This window comes from Corynebacterium sp. ZY180755 (assembly GCF_054331495.1).
The window spans coordinates 81408-97739 of record NZ_CM135811.1 but is presented as its reverse complement, the minus strand read 5'-3'; the positions used below and the strand labels follow the sequence as shown (position 1 = coordinate 97739).

Here is a 16332-nt window from a genome sequence, read left to right as displayed (position 1 = left end):
GTGCCTAGGTTGGCCAAGCCCGTTGGGACTTGGCCTCAACCGTGACCTTTAGAGGTGGCGGAGCCTATCCAATCTTTGCTTACTAGCACCATCAAGGCCAATGATATCCACCCTTGTCCCACGGGCAGCATACTTGCGTTCGATGGCACTGAAGGTAGCCACGGAGCTGGCATCCCAGATCTCAGCGGCTGTGAGATCAATGGTGACGGTGTCAACTGCGTCGTCATAGTCAAAGAAGTAAACCAGATCGTTGCTGGAGGCCCAGAACAGCTGGCCAGTGACCGTGTAGTGGCCCTCAGATTGCTTTTCCACATTCACCATATGGGATACGCGTCGAGCGAACGCCACCATGGCGGTGAGCACACCAAGACCCACGCCAATGGCTAGGTTATGAGTGATCACGGTTCCTAAGAAGGTCACAACCATCACCAGAGTCTCACTCAGCGGCATTGCCTTGAGAGTAGATGGCTTAATGGAGTGCCAGTCAAAGCTGGCGTAAAACACCATGATCATGACGGCCACCAATGCAGCCATGGGAATATGCCCCACAATCTCGCCCAGGCCATAAGACAGGGCAAACAGGAACACGCCAGCTAAAAGCGTGGACAGTCGAGTACGAGCCTGCTGGACATTGATCATGGTTTGGCCGATGATGGCGCAGCCGCCCATTCCGCCAATGAAGCTGGTCAGGATGTTTGCAATACCTTGGCCTGCGGCTTCACGGGTTTTGTTGGAGTGGGTATCCGTGATGTCATCCACTAGCTTCGCGGTGAGCAGGGATTCCATCAGTCCAACCAGCGCCACCGTGAACGCGAAAGGTGCGATCTTCTCCAGCGTTTCAAGGGTGTACGGCACCTGCGGAATCAGGAGCTCAGGCAACGTATCAGGCAGTTCACCCTGATCCCCCACAGTAGGAACGTTCCAGTTGAAGACCCACGCGAGCGCGGTGATCACCACAATGACAATCAGCGGCGCCGGAATAACGTGGGTAAGCCTCTGCCACGCGATGATCATGATGATTCCGGCAACCACGAGCGGGTACACGAGCCATGGCACATTGACCACGTGCTCAAACTGGGCGATAAGGATCAACGCGGCTAAGGAGTTAATGAATCCCACCATCACACTGCGGGGGATAAAGCGCATGAGTTTGGCCACGCCTAGGAACGCCATGAGTATCTGGAAGATTCCGGCAAGAAGAACGGTAGCCACCACATAATCTTGCCCATACAGTTCCGTCACTGGCGCAATCACCAGAGCTACCGCGCCCGTGGCCGCGGAAATCATGGCTGGGCGGCCACCCGTAAAGGAAATGGTCACGGCCATGACGATGGCGGTGTACAGGCCAACGCGAGGGTCCAGGCCCGCCACGATTGCGAAGGAGATAGCCTCTGGGATCAGGGCCAATCCAACAACAAGTCCGGATAGCACTTCCTTGCGCAATCGCGTGAGAGATGAGAAGGCGAAGCGGAAAGACTCCACTACACCGATGGGTGCTGCAGGCTCAGAAATTGGTGTACTCAGCGTAGTTCTCCAAGGGAAAAGATTTGTTTTACCGTGAAGAATCTACGGTCACTGCCAGTCACAGCGCAACAGGCGCTCTGGGTCCATGCGCTTGAGCGTCTTAATAAAGAACTTCTGCGCCCCAGACAAGATGATCGGCGGCCCGCCGGGATCCAATGGGTTTTCCATCAACATGCCAGTGATGTTGAGAATGGTGTTATGCACACTCAGTGCCTCATCCATGGTGGCTATGGCATCGGTGGTATACGGCTCAGCGGTCAAGACTGCCGCAGCCATCAACTTGGAGCGCAGCTCTACTTCATCGAGCTCATATTCCACTGCCAAGCGTGCGATGGTGCCGGGCATCAACAGCACAAGAATGTCCACTAGAGGAATGAGGATGTGTGTGCCGTTAGCCACCGGGCACTTCTCAATCAGATAGTCCACCAACTTGGCGTCTTCCTGGCTGGCCAATATCCTCAGCCCCTGCTTGGTGAGCTCCACCGTGGTTTCGTCCACGATTTCCACCAAGTCCATCTTCATCATGCCCACGAAGATCTCATTGACGGTGAGGTGCAACCGAGGATCTGTGGCATCAAGGTCAAAGATGACGGCGAATTCTTCCAAATGGTTGATGACGTGCTCCTGGCAATCTACGCCTTGCATCTCATCATCCACATAAGCCAGGAAATCGAAGAGCGGGGTGGCAAACTCAGCAAGTTCGTACTGGTCAAAATCCCCTTCCGGGGCGTCCTTGAGTACCTCGATCATCTCTGTGAGCTCGGGAACGTTGATGATCTGCGCAATGCACTCCAAAGCAGTAGCGTTGGTGGCGCGCAGCTCATCCATCTTTTCTAGGGATAAGCGATGGCCGCTGCTCCTAGCCGAGGGAAAACTTCCGGTGAGGGAAGAGCTGGAGTGAGTCTGGGTAACCTCACCAGCGCGTGAAGCACTTCCCTGCTCGCTAAAGATGTCCACTTTGGCAACCCTTCGTGCGGTAGCCTCCGGATTAAAGGTAGTGATCCACCGACATACTTGGCGCTCAGGCCCAAGGCTCAATAGGATGGTGCGGATTTCCTGCTCTTGCCCAGTCAATTCCAGTTGCTGTTCGAGCAACATGCGGTGAGCCACAGACGTGACCTTCTTCCACCCTTCGGTTCCGCCCACATCATCAAACGGCGCCGCCCCGACACCACTTTGTAGCTTGGCGTACTTGCGCTTGCGGCCGCCATCGGCGAGTACCTTCAGGCTTACTTCCCAGCTATCCCCCATGTCGTAGAAATAAGTAGCTTCCGAACCAACCTGAGGCAGCACGTCACGGATAGTGTATCCGGTTTCCGGTACTGCCCCCTCAGCGCCCGGGCCACCAAAATTCACACCTGTGGAGCTAGCAAAATAGTGGAGGTGCGTATCAGTCCAAGCGAACGCAGCTTGGATTGTTTTATGCAATCCGTACACCGTGGCACGTTCTGGGATCTCCATGACACGCTCAATGTGCTCGTGTGCACCGAGCAAAGTGGCGTGAATAGTCATGGATGGCATAGTGCCAAGATTACTTACTTCATGAACGTTTTTAAGCAAATTCAGGCAACTGATACATCACTATTGCATAAGGCCAATCCATGTCTGCCTATGAGAGCGCCCCGCCAGATTTGTTACTCTGACGGGGCGTTTTGGGGTTACTGGTAGGAAACGAACCACGGACGAGGATCAACAGTCTCGTAGGTTCGCTTCGGATCGAACATCGGCATGTCCTCATCAATGAAGTTCTTCCAGGCGAGGAAAATCTCCGGCTGCAGGCCCTGCTTGAGAACATTCCACGTATCGAACTTCTGCTCCGCCGCACCATGGCCGTCCGCGTGCAAGACAATGGCAAGCTCTGGATGATCCACGTTGAGCTGTTCGCGATCACGGATCATCTGGACCTGGAACTGGTGCAGGATGAGCATCTTCTGAGGAATCTGCTTTTCCCGAACAAACCCGGCCAGCCACTCAGAGACTTCATTGATTTCCTGAGCCGTGGTGTTACCCACGCGTGCTGCTGGGGTCTCGCCCGGCTGGATTTGCCACTCTGGATCCAGCGCGAGGCCAACATTTGGGTTCTCCAGCAAAGGTGCGTACATCTTTGCCTGGTCAATAAACTTGCCCGTTCCCGGCTGCAGGTCCAGCACGGCGTAACCACCGGCCTGCGTAATCGCATCGACGTAAGGTTTGATGTCCTCGATGGCGGTCTCGTTCGAGTAGTTGCCATCAGGGCCCGGCTCTACAGCGGCCACGGTGGTAATGATCTCGAATGCCGGAATGACAGGCAGCTGCTCAAGCTGCTGGTACTGCTCCACCAGGCCCTGTACGCGCTTGACGGCTTCCGCCGGTGGTTGCTCGCCCATGGCTCCCAGCGCTGGACCAGATGGGTGGCCGTACAGCGCGATCATGCGCTTGCCGGGGAACACCAGTCCGCCGCCTCCGGCAACCTCACCCCACGATGCCATCTCCACCATGGAGTCGAACTCCTCCTGGGTACCAAACTCCTCACCCAGTGCCACCACGTTCTCACCGGCCATGACCTTCTTGGATGCTCGTGGATCCGCCACCGGCAGGATCTCAATCTCCGCACCGGCCGCACGGGCCGTTGCCAGCTTGGCGACGTCGGTAGTAGCCGTTGCCACAGCGTTCACGGAATTGGCAGGGTTCTCCGCGCCTTCCGGCAACGGAAGCGCGGCGATAGCCGCCGCGATGTCCTTCGGTGCTGGCTCCTCGGGAGCGCCGGTGGTCAGGTCAGAGACATCGTCGGAGGTAAGGTCTATTCCCTCCGGTGCCTGTCCCACGATCAGTGGAACGCCGCGCTCAACGGCCAATTTGGCGCCATCCCACGCGCGCTCCTTAGAGGCCACCACTGCTGCGTTGGAATCCGCGAAGAACTCATCGGTTGGGTTATCCAGCAGCTGCGAGGCGCTGAGAGTGTACCCCTGTTCAGCCGAGCCATCGGAACCATTATTATCGCCACACGCCACGAGCACAGACGCGCCCAATGATGCGCTTAGTACAGCAGCCAGCAGTTTCTTCTTCACACAAACACCTTAAAAATTTGAGCAATAAAATCAGTTACCCACCCTATCCGCTGCACGGCTAAAACTGTGGGTCACCCTGCATTTCGTTACCTAAATGGAACCTCCGCAATGGTGCGGCGCAACTTCCTAGTGCGCAGCCTCTGCGGGTCCTGCGCCAAACGCTCCATCGCACGCACCGCACACATCACATGCGCCTGCTTGGAATTGGCGTAGAAGGTCTGCGCAGCAGCAGGAAGCTTGGGAACAGCATGCAGAGGCAAGTCAGACACAGCGAGTAGGGAGCCATATGGCACGCGGTAGCGGTAACCATTGGCCGCCAACGTAGCCGATTCCATGTCACACGCTGCCGCAGTGGAACCGCGCAGCATCTCCCACAAATTCTTAGGGCTGTGCCACTCCCAATTGCGATCATCGGTAGTGAGCACCGTGCCAGTGCGCATCAGGGAAAGATCCTCCCCGTAGATATCCTTCACGCTAGCCTCCAGCGCCTTCTGGATCTCCGGAACCGCAGGAATTGGCGTACCTAAAGAGACGCGATCCTCCAGGATGTGGTCACCGCGCTGGTAGGCGTTTCCAAGGATCAAATCTCCCATGCGCATGCGCCCGTCTAGGCCCGCGCAGTGGCCAATCATGACCCACGCCTCTGGGCGCAAGACCGCCAAACAGTCTGTGATTGTTTTCGCGTTGGACGGGCCCACCCCGATGTTGATCATGGTGATGCCGGTCTGCTCCTCCGCCAGAAGATCAATGCGGGGCATTTGGTAGTTATCTGCCACAGCAAGTTCATGCTCATCTATATGCTGGGCATTCTCACGGGTAATTTTGCGCCCATTGCCCAGCACCATCGCGGAATAGCGGCTGCCCTCCGTGCGCAGCTGGTCAAGGCAATACTGAATGAACTCAGTGGTGTGCATGGAGTAGTTGGTGAAAAGAATGAAGCGCTGCACGTTTTCAACCGGAATTCCGGTGTAGTGCTCGATGCGGGCGCATGCAATATCAAAGCGCTGCGGGGTGAAGTGGAAAAGTGGCTTTTCTGCCTGATGGAAGGCATCCCACTCACCGTCAATGATGGCATCGTCCACGTCATCCAGTGTTGGCCGTGGCACCACGTCACCCACATCACCGGAACGGCGCACTTCTGATATGCCGTCAATGTCGCTGATGTACTCCGGCGGGATGCGCACATCGGACGGTTCCACCGTGATCTCGCACTCATAGTTGTTAGCCAAACGCTCCAACTGGCCGCGGAGATAGCCCTGCATCATGCGAGGCCTAGACAACACCGCGGAGTACCTCCCCGCATCCTCCACGTAACCAAACGGCTCATTACGGTCAATCGGCTTCCAGCTTTTGATTTCTACCGTGAGCTTGGGATACACCACGTTCTCATACTTGGGGTACTCCCCTGATTCCATCACCTCACGCGCCAACTGGGTGGATGATTCATAGATATCAATGAGCTGATCAACCGCATGGGAAACAGTGGTGGAAACATCTGTACGACGGTGAACTGACATGCGCGCCCCTCTTCCCCGTGGACGATCCGGGGGTTAGTTGGTGTGTTTGCGCCAATCTTAATGGTGGTGGTGCCGCCGTGCAGAGCAACTACCTGGATCGGGCGGGCTTGCCCCAAAGCAGCGGCTGTGATGGCCATCTGAGACCAATCCGCACCACCCACGTTAACCCACTAGGGCAACCGCGAGCCACAGACCGTATATATCGTTGTTTATTCTTCTTTAAATCGCTACGACCAGCTACTGAGCGGAAAGTTCCTTGTGAATTGCCGCCATGGCGGTGGCCAGATCCGTGCGCCAGAGCGTATCCACGCGACTGTCGGCGCGCCCAGGTCCGCCGTTAATCACCGACACCTGTTTGCCCTGTTTCTTGGCATCAATCACGATGCGCATGCCGCTCATCACCGCAAGCGAGCTACCGGCAACTATCACGCTGCGCGACTGATCAAGCATCCACACCATGCGCTGCTTGCTTTCCGCTGGTACCGGCTCCCCAAAGTAAACAACGTTCGGCTTCATGCGCAGGGATCCGCACACTGGGCAGCCGGCGAGCTGAAACCCTTGGATCTGATGATCATGCAGCGTGACGTCACCATCAGGATTGACCTGGGCTGGATCCAGTTCAATGGACTCCACATAACCCGGATTGACGGCTTCAATGAGTTCATCAAACTTCCGACGATCTAAATGATGGCCGCAATCAAGGCACACCACCGTTGCCAGATCACCGTGGATGGCAAGCACATTCTTGCTCCCTGCCTGCTGGTGTAGTCCATCCACGTTCTGTGTAATCACACCCATCACGTGACCCGCCGATTCAAAGGATGCGATAGCGTGGTGAATCGAATTGGGGGACGCCTCATCCATGTGCCGCCACCCCACAAAACTGCGGGCCCAATACCTATGAAGCGCTGCGGGGTCATGCTTGAACTCCTGATATGTCATTGGACGATGCCGAGTCAGGGAACCATTGGCGCCGCGATAATCAGGAATGCCGGAATCAGTGCTCACCCCGGCACCGGTAACAAAGAGGACTCCGCCAGCGCGCAGCTGATCCACCACCCTGGCAAGCGCTTGCCGGGGCGGCGTGTGTTCAGTGGTCTCATGCACCACGCGTGCAATAGAGCGCAACGCGGATTCATGTGCCATCTTGATTGCTGGATCGTCCATGCCCGCGATTGTAGTTATAAGCTTGAATGTCATGACGAACGCTTCCTCAAACCAGCTATACAAGGACACCCTTGAGCTACTTACTGCACTCATGCGCAACGCCTGCGTTAATGATTACACCCCAGGGTCCGGCCAAGAGGTGCGCAATGCAGACACTGTGGAGCAGTTCTTTGCTCATGAAAATGTAAGAATCCAGCGCTTTGAGCCGGAGCCAGGGCGCACCAGCATTGCAATCACCGTTGAGGGCAGTGATCCTACAGCCGAGCCACTAACTTTCTTGGGGCACACAGATGTGGTGCCAGTTGATGAGGACAAGTGGACAAAGCCACCCTTCGATGCCCACATTGAAGACGGAAAGCTCTACGGCCGTGGCAGCGTGGACATGCTCTTTCTCACCGCCACCATGGCCGCAGTCACCCGTGAGGTTGCCCGCCGTGGCGGCAACAAGGGCACTGTTACTTTTGTGGGACTTGCAGACGAAGAATCCCGCGGCACCTTGGGCGCGAAGTGGCTCATGGACAACCAGCCCGATGCGATCAGCTGGAAGAACTGCATCTCAGAGACCGGTGGCTCCCACATCCCCGGCCATGATGGCTCTGACTCCGTCATTATCTACGTGGGCGAAAAGGGCGCTGCCCAACGCCGCATCCATGTCTACGGCGACGCCGGCCACGGCTCCGCACCATACAACAAGGACTCAGCGGTAGCGAAGATCGGCGAGGTTGCCCGTCGCATTGCCTCGATCACGCCCGAGGTCACTGACTCTGACATATGGAAAGGTTTCATCAAGGCATTCCGCTTTGACGATGAAACTGAAAAGGCGCTCATCGCTGGCGCTGACACCGCGCCCCTAGGTGAGTTGGCGGGTTTTGCTGACGCCATCAGCCATCTCACCATCGCCCAGACCGTCATCCGCGCAGGGCAGGCCATCAATGTGCTCCCATCCCATGCGTGGTTAGAGATGGACATACGTACTCTGCCGGGCCAAGACGATGACTACGTGGACGCCCTCCTTACCAAGGCGCTGGAGGGAATCGACCATGAAATTGAGCACCTCATCTGTGAGGAAGCCACCGTCTCCCCTACCGAGCATCCGCTGTATGAGGCTCTTTCAGCAACGCTCAAGGAGCAGTTCCCTACGGCTGATGTTGTGCCCATGATCGCACCAGGCGGTTCTGACCTGCGCTTTGCGCGCCGCCTAGGTGGGGCAGGTTATGGTTTTGCGGTACACGCTCCAGCACGCACGCTGGGCCACGTGCACGGTCAGCTTCACTCCCATGATGAGTACCTTCATTTGGAAGACCTCGAGCTCACAGTGAAGGGATACATGCGCCTTGTTGAGCGGTTCTTGTTCTAGCGCCAGCCACAACTGGGCACTCTACGTTCATTAGAGCCAAACCAACATTGCTAGCCAGCCAGTTCCTAGCACAGCAGGACATTCGCCACTAGCAGGAAACCATCGTCGCTCCCGCACCGCAGTTGGTGCGGGAGCTTTTTAGGGCGTGCACCTACTTGTGGATAATTTTTTCGTGGCGCAGCCAGTTATCCACAGAAACGGCCGATTCCCCAGGCCCTATTGAATGCGGACTTCCAATACTGCAGAGTCAAGGCCAAGCCACCTTTGCGCTTCAAGAGCTTCACCATTTCTTGAAGGAGAAACCCATGTCCGCTATTAACCCACTGAACCAGCACACCTCCCGCGAGCCGTTCGCCGCAGCGTTCGGCACAGACATCTCCCATTGCAACTCGGTAGAGGATGCGCTCACCCAGGCAAATCTTGACTGGGAAATCGAGGAAATCCCTGCCACAAACCTATTCATCAACAACGGCGAAGATCTCGTGTCTACGTCCATTCCCGGCCGCAAGCTGCTGGTGCGCAGTGACAACAAAACCACGCTCGGCGTTGTGGGTACTCAGTACGCCTCCCTAGGCAATGCCGAATCCTTCGCGCTTGCCGACGCCGCCACGTCCCTTGGCGCTAGGTTCGCCTATGCCGGTGAACTAGACCACGGCCGCAAGGCCTTCATCACCATGGATATTCCTGAGGCCAAGGTCTACGTGGGCGGGCACGATGCCGTGGACTTCGGCCTAGTCCTCACGACAGACCACTCCGGATCAGGATCCATCACCTGCGAAATCCAAGGATCTCGTCTTGCCTGCACCAATGGCCAGCTCCTGACCTCTACATTCTCCAAGTGGAGCATTAAACACACCCGGCGCGCCAACCAGCGTGTTGAGATGGCACAACATGCCTTGAAGTATTCCTTCGCCGCAGCCAAGGAATTCGCCGCGTACGCGGATTCACTCATCACCACACACATGAGCAAGCGTGAGTTCATCACCCTCATGAAGAGTGTCTTCCCAGAACCGCTGCATGGTGCGAGTGAACAGGCGATCACCAAATGGCGCAATCGCCACCATGAACTGATCACCTTGTTCTCTACCGCTGAAACCCAGGAGGAAGGCCGCGATACCGCGTGGGGTGCGCTCCAGACGGTACTGGAGTGGGAGCAATACTTCCGTCCGTCACGTACCGGTGAATTGGGTAGGGCGAAACGTAACTTCATCACGCCTGACAATGCTGGGATTGGCAGGCGCACCTTGGAACTACTCACCGCGTAGTACTGGAAAGCACCTCACCTGGTGCCCTGGTTCAGTGTTGGCGTGCGTGACCTCGGGGTCTACCCACCATGCCGACGCCTAAGAGAACCTGATCTCACTCCGTTGCCTCTAGTTCTTGTGTGTGGCCCCACCCTCATCGCGTCGGGGGATTCTTGCTCCCGATCACCCCTCGCGAGGACGAGGTAGCGCAGTGAAAGCGGTACGCGCATGTGTGTCCGCGACTACAGTGAAAACCGTGTGAAGCACATCACGGGCGGATGTGGTGTGCAGAGCCGAATCCACCTTGGAATCGCAGTTACTGAAAGGCGGTGGTTGTGTGCACGTCTCCCGCATTGCCCCTCCACATTTGGAGGAAAATACCCAGCCGTCGCGGGCCGTCAGGGCATTCATGAGGGCCGAGAATACCCGCCTTGAGCAGGTCACGGGCACACAGGATTTCAACCAATCCACGTCGCATGCACTCAATCCCCAGCGACCCACCAGCACTCGGGAAAACCTCATGCTGGTGTGCAGCGATGAGGAGGGCACCGTACGCGCGCAGGATGACGAGACCGATCTGGGGTTTCGCGGTTTTGGCCGAATGGGCTTCCCGCTCACCGAGGACAAACACACAGCAGTGGCGTTGTTCACCTTCGTTGACGGCTTTAACCAAGCCGTGTTCACTGCACTTCTGGAAAAGATGAAGCAGTTGTGCGAGCTCCGCAACCGCAATATCTTGAGCGTGTGGATGGTGATGGCTGCCGACGGAATTGATGATGACCCGCGTAGCCATGCGCTGCGCGAGGCTGGCTTTGAGCTGGGCAGTACGGAGCAGATGTCGATCCTGCACGTACCCGAAACCACTCAGCTGAGGCTGCCAGACGGCATCAAAGCCATAAGTTTCGAGGGCTTCATCCCACCAGAGGAGTACGTGGATTCCTTCCTTGAAATCATGGCCATCGCGGATGTGGACGTGCCGTCGGCCGTGGAACACGAAGCCGCCGAGTGGACCCGCGAGCGTCTTGATGAAGCCGCAGCACACCACGCGCGCACCGGCAAAACCTGCCTCAACATGCTGCTTATCGACGATTCCGGTGTCGCCGCATTCAGTTTCCTCACGATCGATCCGCGTGCCCCGCAGTGCGCGCAGCAGGAACTAACCGTTGTCCACCGCCGTGCACGAGGCAGGGGCTTAGGCATGCTGGTCAAACAAGCCCTGTGGCAGGAGCTTTCAAGAGGGTTCCCAACCGTTGAACGGGTAAGCACTTTTAATGCCCTAACCAACACTGGCATGCTGGCCATCAATGAGAAGCTCGGAATGAAGCCCGTGGCCCTTGAAACCAGCTGGCAACTGAGGCTGTAAATGTGCCACTAATGGTAGGGAAAACCCCTGCCCATCGGCGATACCAGATGACGTGGCACTTCTGTCAGCCCCTGTATCCTTACCAGCCTGCGAAATACCGCTCCAAGCTGGCGGGCTTCTCCACTGTTTCCCACGCGGTGCTGGGCGCCCAGTCCTCCGGGTAAGCACCGAGAGCTCGGCCTCGGCGGGAGATAATCGTGGCCACTACGTGGCCACCGTCGCTTATGATGCGCACGTGTCCCCCACGGGTCTCCGCTGCGTACATCTGACTGAGGTCATGCGCTACCACCGCCTCATGCAGTGTCACCGTGAAACGCGCACCGGTTGGCGCGCTCTCTGTATGCGCGCGGGGATCTTGCAACAAGAGCTCAGATTCAACGCCCACCACGTGGACGTCACTTCCCAGCGCGAGCCACTTCAGCGCCAGCAACTCTGCTACGTCCGCGTCTAAACCACCAGGGATTTTGACCACTACGTCAGGAACTGCAAAGATCACACCATCTGGGCGGGCCTTGGGGTGTGTGATGCGCTGGGCTAGTGCCCGCGACTCGTGGTTTTTTGCCTGTACCCGCTGAACTGGGTCAGCCTCGCGCGCACCGAAATCGGGTTCCGGATGAACCGCCACAGCCGTAGGCTCGTGGTGGAAAATGGCACCGCTGTTCCAAGCTCGCCACGCAAACTCCCAGTCCTCGCCGCCATAGCCCACCATGGTGGCGTCAAAACCACCGATGCTGTGGAAGAAGTCAGTACTGCACGTGAGCACGGCGGAGATAATGAAGCGCCACGAGTAATCGTCGGCATGCGCCAAATTCGCCGTGGCGGCATAGGCGTCCTCTAACCACTGCGGCTGGGTGCCATTAGCGGTTCCGTGAATACGCTTACCCACCACCACAGCGCGTGGTGAGAACGTGGGGACACGCACCGCATTAAGGATGTAATCCGGCTCCGGGATGGTGTCACCATCTAGGAACACCAGCACCTCGCCATGGGCGTGGGCCGCGCCAAGATTGCGGGCAGCCGCAGCACGGAAGCCTAAATCCTCCTGCCTGACCACGGTGACGGCCGCCGTATCCACCACCGGTGGCTCAGGTGAGCCGTCGTCGGCCACAATGCACTCAATCTCACCAGGATAATCCTGCTGCTGAATAGCAGCGAGGACACGATCCAGAGATCCTTGATCCTTGTAGTACGGAATCACCACACTCACAGATGGCAACCGCCACGCCCGCTCGTAGGCGGCGGCCACATCCGGCCAAAGCCAGTTGCTCGGGGGCTCGAGGGGTTCGCAGAAGTCAGCTGGCACCGAGGCCAAGGCCTCGGCCCACCGGTTAGGCTTGACCAGCGTGATGAATTCAGGCCACAGCTGCGCCAACTCTCGTGAGTAACTGCTGTCCGCCACGAGCACGCGACGCCCCAAAGAAATCCACTTCATCAGCGATCCCGAAGCGGAGAAATGGCGATGCGCGCACACTGGGATGCCAGAGTTCAGCATCCGCTGTTCCAGCTCCTCCACCGGCAAGAAACCAGTGATGTCAAAGTCAGTGCGTACTTCCCGCGCGATCTGGTGAAGCTCATCCACCAGCCAGTCGCATCCAGAGGAGACACCGCCCAGCGCCGTTACCCGTACGTCAAGACCATCCGTGGCTCGCAGCAGGTCAGCATGGCCTTTGCCGGGATAGACAAAGCCCATGATGCACACCTCGCGACGATCCGTTTGGGCCACAAAGTCCACCCCATGAGCAGGAACGAGGGGCAATCGAATGACCGCGGTAGGGCAATCAAAAAAGGCCGCCTCGTGTTGTGAATTCACCACCGGCACCCACGCCTTGGACGCTAAGCGCTGGTACGCAGCGGAACGAGCCTTGAATCGCTCCTCGCCCTCTTCGCGCTGTGGCACGTCATGGAAAGACACGCTCAGCCGCTTGCCACTACCCAGCGCAAGCACCCTCTCCACGGCGTCGTTAGGGTTCTCACCAAAGAGATGATCGGTGAAGCAGACGTGAAGATTAGCCGCGTCACTCAGGATGTCGCTGGTGGCTTCATCCAGCTCGCGCCAGTTTTCCACCCGCACCAACGGCCCGCCCGTGTGGGCATGCAGCGCTAGGGCGTATTCCACCACGCCATGATTATCCGGACCCACAATGAGATGAGTAAACGTGCTCATACCGCCAACCCCAATAGGCTCAGCAGATCACCATGGCGGTTCACAGCGTTGGTAACCAGTTCCGGGTTGGTTGCGTAAAACTCGCGATGAGCCTGTGAGATCACGTCGTCCGGAAGAACTTCTCCTCCCTGCGTCCACGCCTCGCGAACGACATCACAGCCCAGTGCGCTCGCTGCCTCGGGCAGGATTGGTGTACGCAGGTGCCCCAGCATTTCCCTGTCCTCCGGCGCACGGGCAGCTCCGTGTTCACCGTCACCAAGATTCAGTGCTGCCAGTACCCGATTACCTAACGTTTGCAGGGTGGCATTATCCGGATGGTTCAAGGTGTGCCAGACAGGGACTGTTTCTAGCCAGTCAGACATGACAACGGTGTCGTGCGCTTTCTCTCGCTGCGCCATCTGCAGGACGTTGTGGTCAAAGCACCCGCACCAATCCGGTTCATTGACCTGCGGGATACCTGCCACCGCAGCAACCGTGCGCAGGTCATGGTACGGAACCACTGGTGGGTCTAATGGCCGCACAATTGCGTAGTAAGGGTTGAGCGCACTGAATCGCAAAACGGGGACCTTCACCACGCGGGCGGATGTGGGCAGCAAGGTGGCTAGCTGATCAACTCCACAAGGCAGGCCCCGGTAATCGTCACGCACTGGCTGACTGATGAGAATATCCGTTCTACCAAGGACCGCTTTCGCGTAGTCGTAATCAGCATTCTCCCACTCGTGAATGGGCGGGATTCGGAATGAGTTGAAGTGGCCTGAGGCGTGGAGAACGATCCTGAGTGATTCGGCCTGACAGTTGCCGATGACGGCAATCGTTGGCTTGCTATCATCCGGCGTGAAATCTACAACCCGGTAGAAAACTCCATAATGCTGCGTACGAGACAATTGTCCCCACTTTCTGGGAAAAATAACGGCTTTATGAATCATTAATCGATAGAGGTTAGAGTGATTCTATGGGATCGACCATCGAATCAATAATGGCAATTCCTGCGCAGCACCCCTATGTTGAAGCAGTTGCCCCACAGTCATGGGATCCTGTTCCCATGGGCCAACCGTTCTGGCCCCACCCGTGCCTTGAGCCATCATGGTGGCACGCTAACGAGCGCCCAGTGAACGTAGTCCACGTTCACTTCGGATTCGAGCATTTGAGCCTCCAGCAAACGGAGGCTTTTACTGAAGTTTTGAAGCTCTTGACAGTTCCCTTGGTGCTTACGGTTCACGATCTGGACAATCCGCACCTTGAGGATCAGACGAACTACCACAAGCAGCTAGAGATTCTGCTGGGCGCTGCTGCCCACGTCTTTACCCTCACCTCGATGGCCCAGGAGCACCTCCTGCGCGAATACGGCGTCTACGCTGAGGTCACTCCGCATCCCCACATCGTCCCCACTGACTGGGCACCAACGTCCCCACCGCCACGGGAACACAAGGTGGGGGTATTCCTGAAATCCTTGCGCACCAATGCCGTGCGCGATGTGGAGTTTTACAAGGCCCTAGGGCCAGTTACCGTGTATGCCCACCAGGATCAGGCACAATCCGAAACCATTGTTGCCCTCGCAGAACTAGACAACGTGGATCTAGTTCTCCACGAACCCTTTGACGATGATGCACTGTTTACTGAGGTAGCTTCATGTGACACCGTTGTCCTGCCATACCTCAGGGGCACTCATTCAGGGTGGTTGGAGATGTGCCGCGACCTTGGGGTTTCGGTCATCGTCCCAGATTGTGGTTGCTACGTTGATCAGGCGGATACACCACACGCCGTGCGTGTGTACCGCACAGGCGATGGCTCCTCCTGCGCTGAAGCCATTGCGGCGTCGCAAGGAAGAGTGCCCTTCCACGGCGACAGACTAGAGCAGTTAGCGCACGTTCGCGCACAGCACGAGGCGGTGTACTCAAAGCTTGCTGCCGCCAAGTTGTCCATCGCCCTTATTGCACCAGCGCGCTTTCCTATCATGCAGCCGTATGCGGGAGGATTGGAGTCATTCTGCGATCAGGCCCGGCGCGCTTTCACCGTGTACGGCCACCGCGTTGATCTGTACGCCGCGCAAGGTAGCGAAGGGCACGTAAAGGAGTATGAATTCCCAGGCGTGGACTGGACTGGGCACGAAGGCGAGCGCACGGATCACACTTACCCGCCAGGTGAGCGCGATAAAGAAGATGAATCTTTCGTGCGCTTGGTGAAACACCTGGCCACGTCTGATTATGACGTGATCTTTAATAACAGCCTGCACCCAGAGCTGTTTAAAACTACTGAGGTCCTCCCGTCTCACACCACACTGCGTACCACGTTGCACACACCACCTCTTCAGGACGTGGAGGATGCCATCAACGCAAGCGATCATCCTGGCAAGTTCGCCGCAGTCAGCGCATCTACCGGCAGTTCTTGGACGCTTCCTACCCCGCCGGTGGTGATTCCCAATACTTTCGATGAACGCTTGTGGCGTCCTGCTCGTGGCGAAGGCGCTATTTGGTTTGGCCGGATCGTGCCGGAGAAAGGATTGCATCTTGCTATCGACGCCGCCCGCGCCGCGGGGCTTGAGCTGACCGTAGCTGGGCGCGTGGGCAACCCAGATTATTACGCCACGGAGGTGGAACCCCGCCTAGGCACAGACATCACCATGGTGGGAGAATGCTCACAAGACGAGTTAACAAAGATTGTCCGCAACGCTGGCGTCTGCTTGGTCACCCCGCAATGGGAGGAACCGTTTGGCTTGGTGGTTATTGAGGCGATGGCCAGCGGCACGCCCGTGGCTGCGCTCGCCCGCGGTGGAGTGGTAGAGAATCTCTCTGATTACCCACAGCTGCTAGCTGAGGATCCGAGTGAGCTTCCCCAAGCTATTCGCAACGCCTTGGCTCTCGACCCATTCGAGGTGGCTCGGTGGGCGCGGAAGAAGTTCGGCCGCAAGAACTTCGTCGACTCCTACATCAATTTCTTTAGAAGGTGACC

Annotated in this window: 11 protein-coding genes; 4 read left to right on the top strand and 7 right to left on the bottom strand. The window is 57.4% G+C overall.

Annotated elements, in window-relative coordinates; translation table 11 throughout:
- Positions 1–48 precede the first annotated feature (48 nt).
- The 5 genes from ACXM2N_RS00425 to ACXM2N_RS00405 all read right to left on the bottom strand — a co-directional run bounded on the left by ACXM2N_RS00425 (position 49) and on the right by ACXM2N_RS00405 (position 7255).
- On the bottom strand, positions 49–1524 hold the full coding sequence (locus ACXM2N_RS00425) for a SulP family inorganic anion transporter (protein WP_458491164.1): 1476 nt from the start codon (positions 1522–1524) through the stop codon (positions 49–51).
- A 48-nt stretch (positions 1525–1572) separates the two neighbouring features.
- Positions 1573–3036 (bottom strand): plasmid pRiA4b ORF-3 family protein, encoded by a 1464-nt coding sequence (locus ACXM2N_RS00420; protein ID WP_458488968.1) that lies wholly within the window; start codon positions 3034–3036, stop codon positions 1573–1575.
- A 146-nt stretch (positions 3037–3182) separates the two neighbouring features.
- Positions 3183–4571 carry a cell wall-binding repeat-containing protein gene (locus ACXM2N_RS00415; RefSeq protein WP_458488966.1) on the bottom strand — a complete coding sequence of 463 codons (1389 nt, stop codon included), beginning with the start codon at positions 4569–4571 and terminating at the stop codon, positions 3183–3185.
- 86 nt (positions 4572–4657) lie between these two features.
- On the bottom strand, positions 4658–6088 hold the full coding sequence (amn, locus tag ACXM2N_RS00410) for an AMP nucleosidase (protein ID WP_458488964.1): 1431 nt from the start codon (positions 6086–6088) through the stop codon (positions 4658–4660).
- 237 nt (positions 6089–6325) lie between these two features.
- The gene (locus ACXM2N_RS00405) at positions 6326–7255 is read right to left on the bottom strand and encodes a Sir2 family NAD-dependent protein deacetylase (RefSeq protein ID WP_458488962.1); all 930 of its coding nucleotides are present in this window, start codon (positions 7253–7255) and stop codon (positions 6326–6328) included.
- 31 nt (positions 7256–7286) lie between these two features.
- On the opposite strand from ACXM2N_RS00405, the gene ACXM2N_RS00400 reads away from it, so the two are divergent.
- The 3 genes from ACXM2N_RS00400 (at position 7287) to ACXM2N_RS00390 (ending at position 11219) form a co-directional block, all read left to right on the top strand.
- Positions 7287–8612: a M20/M25/M40 family metallo-hydrolase gene (locus ACXM2N_RS00400; RefSeq protein ID WP_458488960.1), complete on the top strand. Its 1326-nt coding sequence runs from the start codon at positions 7287–7289 to the stop codon at positions 8610–8612.
- A 305-nt stretch (positions 8613–8917) separates the two neighbouring features.
- Positions 8918–9877 carry a DUF932 domain-containing protein gene (locus tag ACXM2N_RS00395; protein ID WP_458488958.1) on the top strand — a complete coding sequence of 320 codons (960 nt, stop codon included), beginning with the start codon at positions 8918–8920 and terminating at the stop codon, positions 9875–9877.
- Positions 9878–10265: 388 nt separating this feature from the next.
- A complete protein-coding gene (locus ACXM2N_RS00390) occupies positions 10266–11219 on the top strand; it encodes an N-acetyltransferase family protein (protein ID WP_458488956.1) in 954 nt (317 codons plus the stop codon).
- 79 nt (positions 11220–11298) lie between these two features.
- Here the strand turns inward: ACXM2N_RS00390 and ACXM2N_RS00385 are convergent, their stop codons facing one another.
- Together ACXM2N_RS00385 and ACXM2N_RS00380 are read right to left on the bottom strand one after the other, a co-directional pair.
- A complete protein-coding gene (locus ACXM2N_RS00385; RefSeq protein ID WP_458488954.1) occupies positions 11299–13383 on the bottom strand; it encodes a glycosyltransferase in 2085 nt (694 codons plus the stop codon).
- Positions 13380–14267 carry a WcbI family polysaccharide biosynthesis putative acetyltransferase gene (locus ACXM2N_RS00380; protein WP_458488952.1) on the bottom strand — a complete coding sequence of 296 codons (888 nt, stop codon included), beginning with the start codon at positions 14265–14267 and terminating at the stop codon, positions 13380–13382. The genes ACXM2N_RS00385 and ACXM2N_RS00380 overlap by 4 nt, the downstream gene beginning before the upstream one ends.
- Before the next feature lie 68 nt (positions 14268–14335).
- Between ACXM2N_RS00380 and ACXM2N_RS00375 the strand changes: the two genes are divergently transcribed.
- Positions 14336–16330 (top strand): glycosyltransferase, encoded by a 1995-nt coding sequence (locus ACXM2N_RS00375; RefSeq protein ID WP_458488950.1) that lies wholly within the window; start codon positions 14336–14338, stop codon positions 16328–16330.
- The last annotated feature ends 2 nt before the right edge of the window (positions 16331–16332 follow it).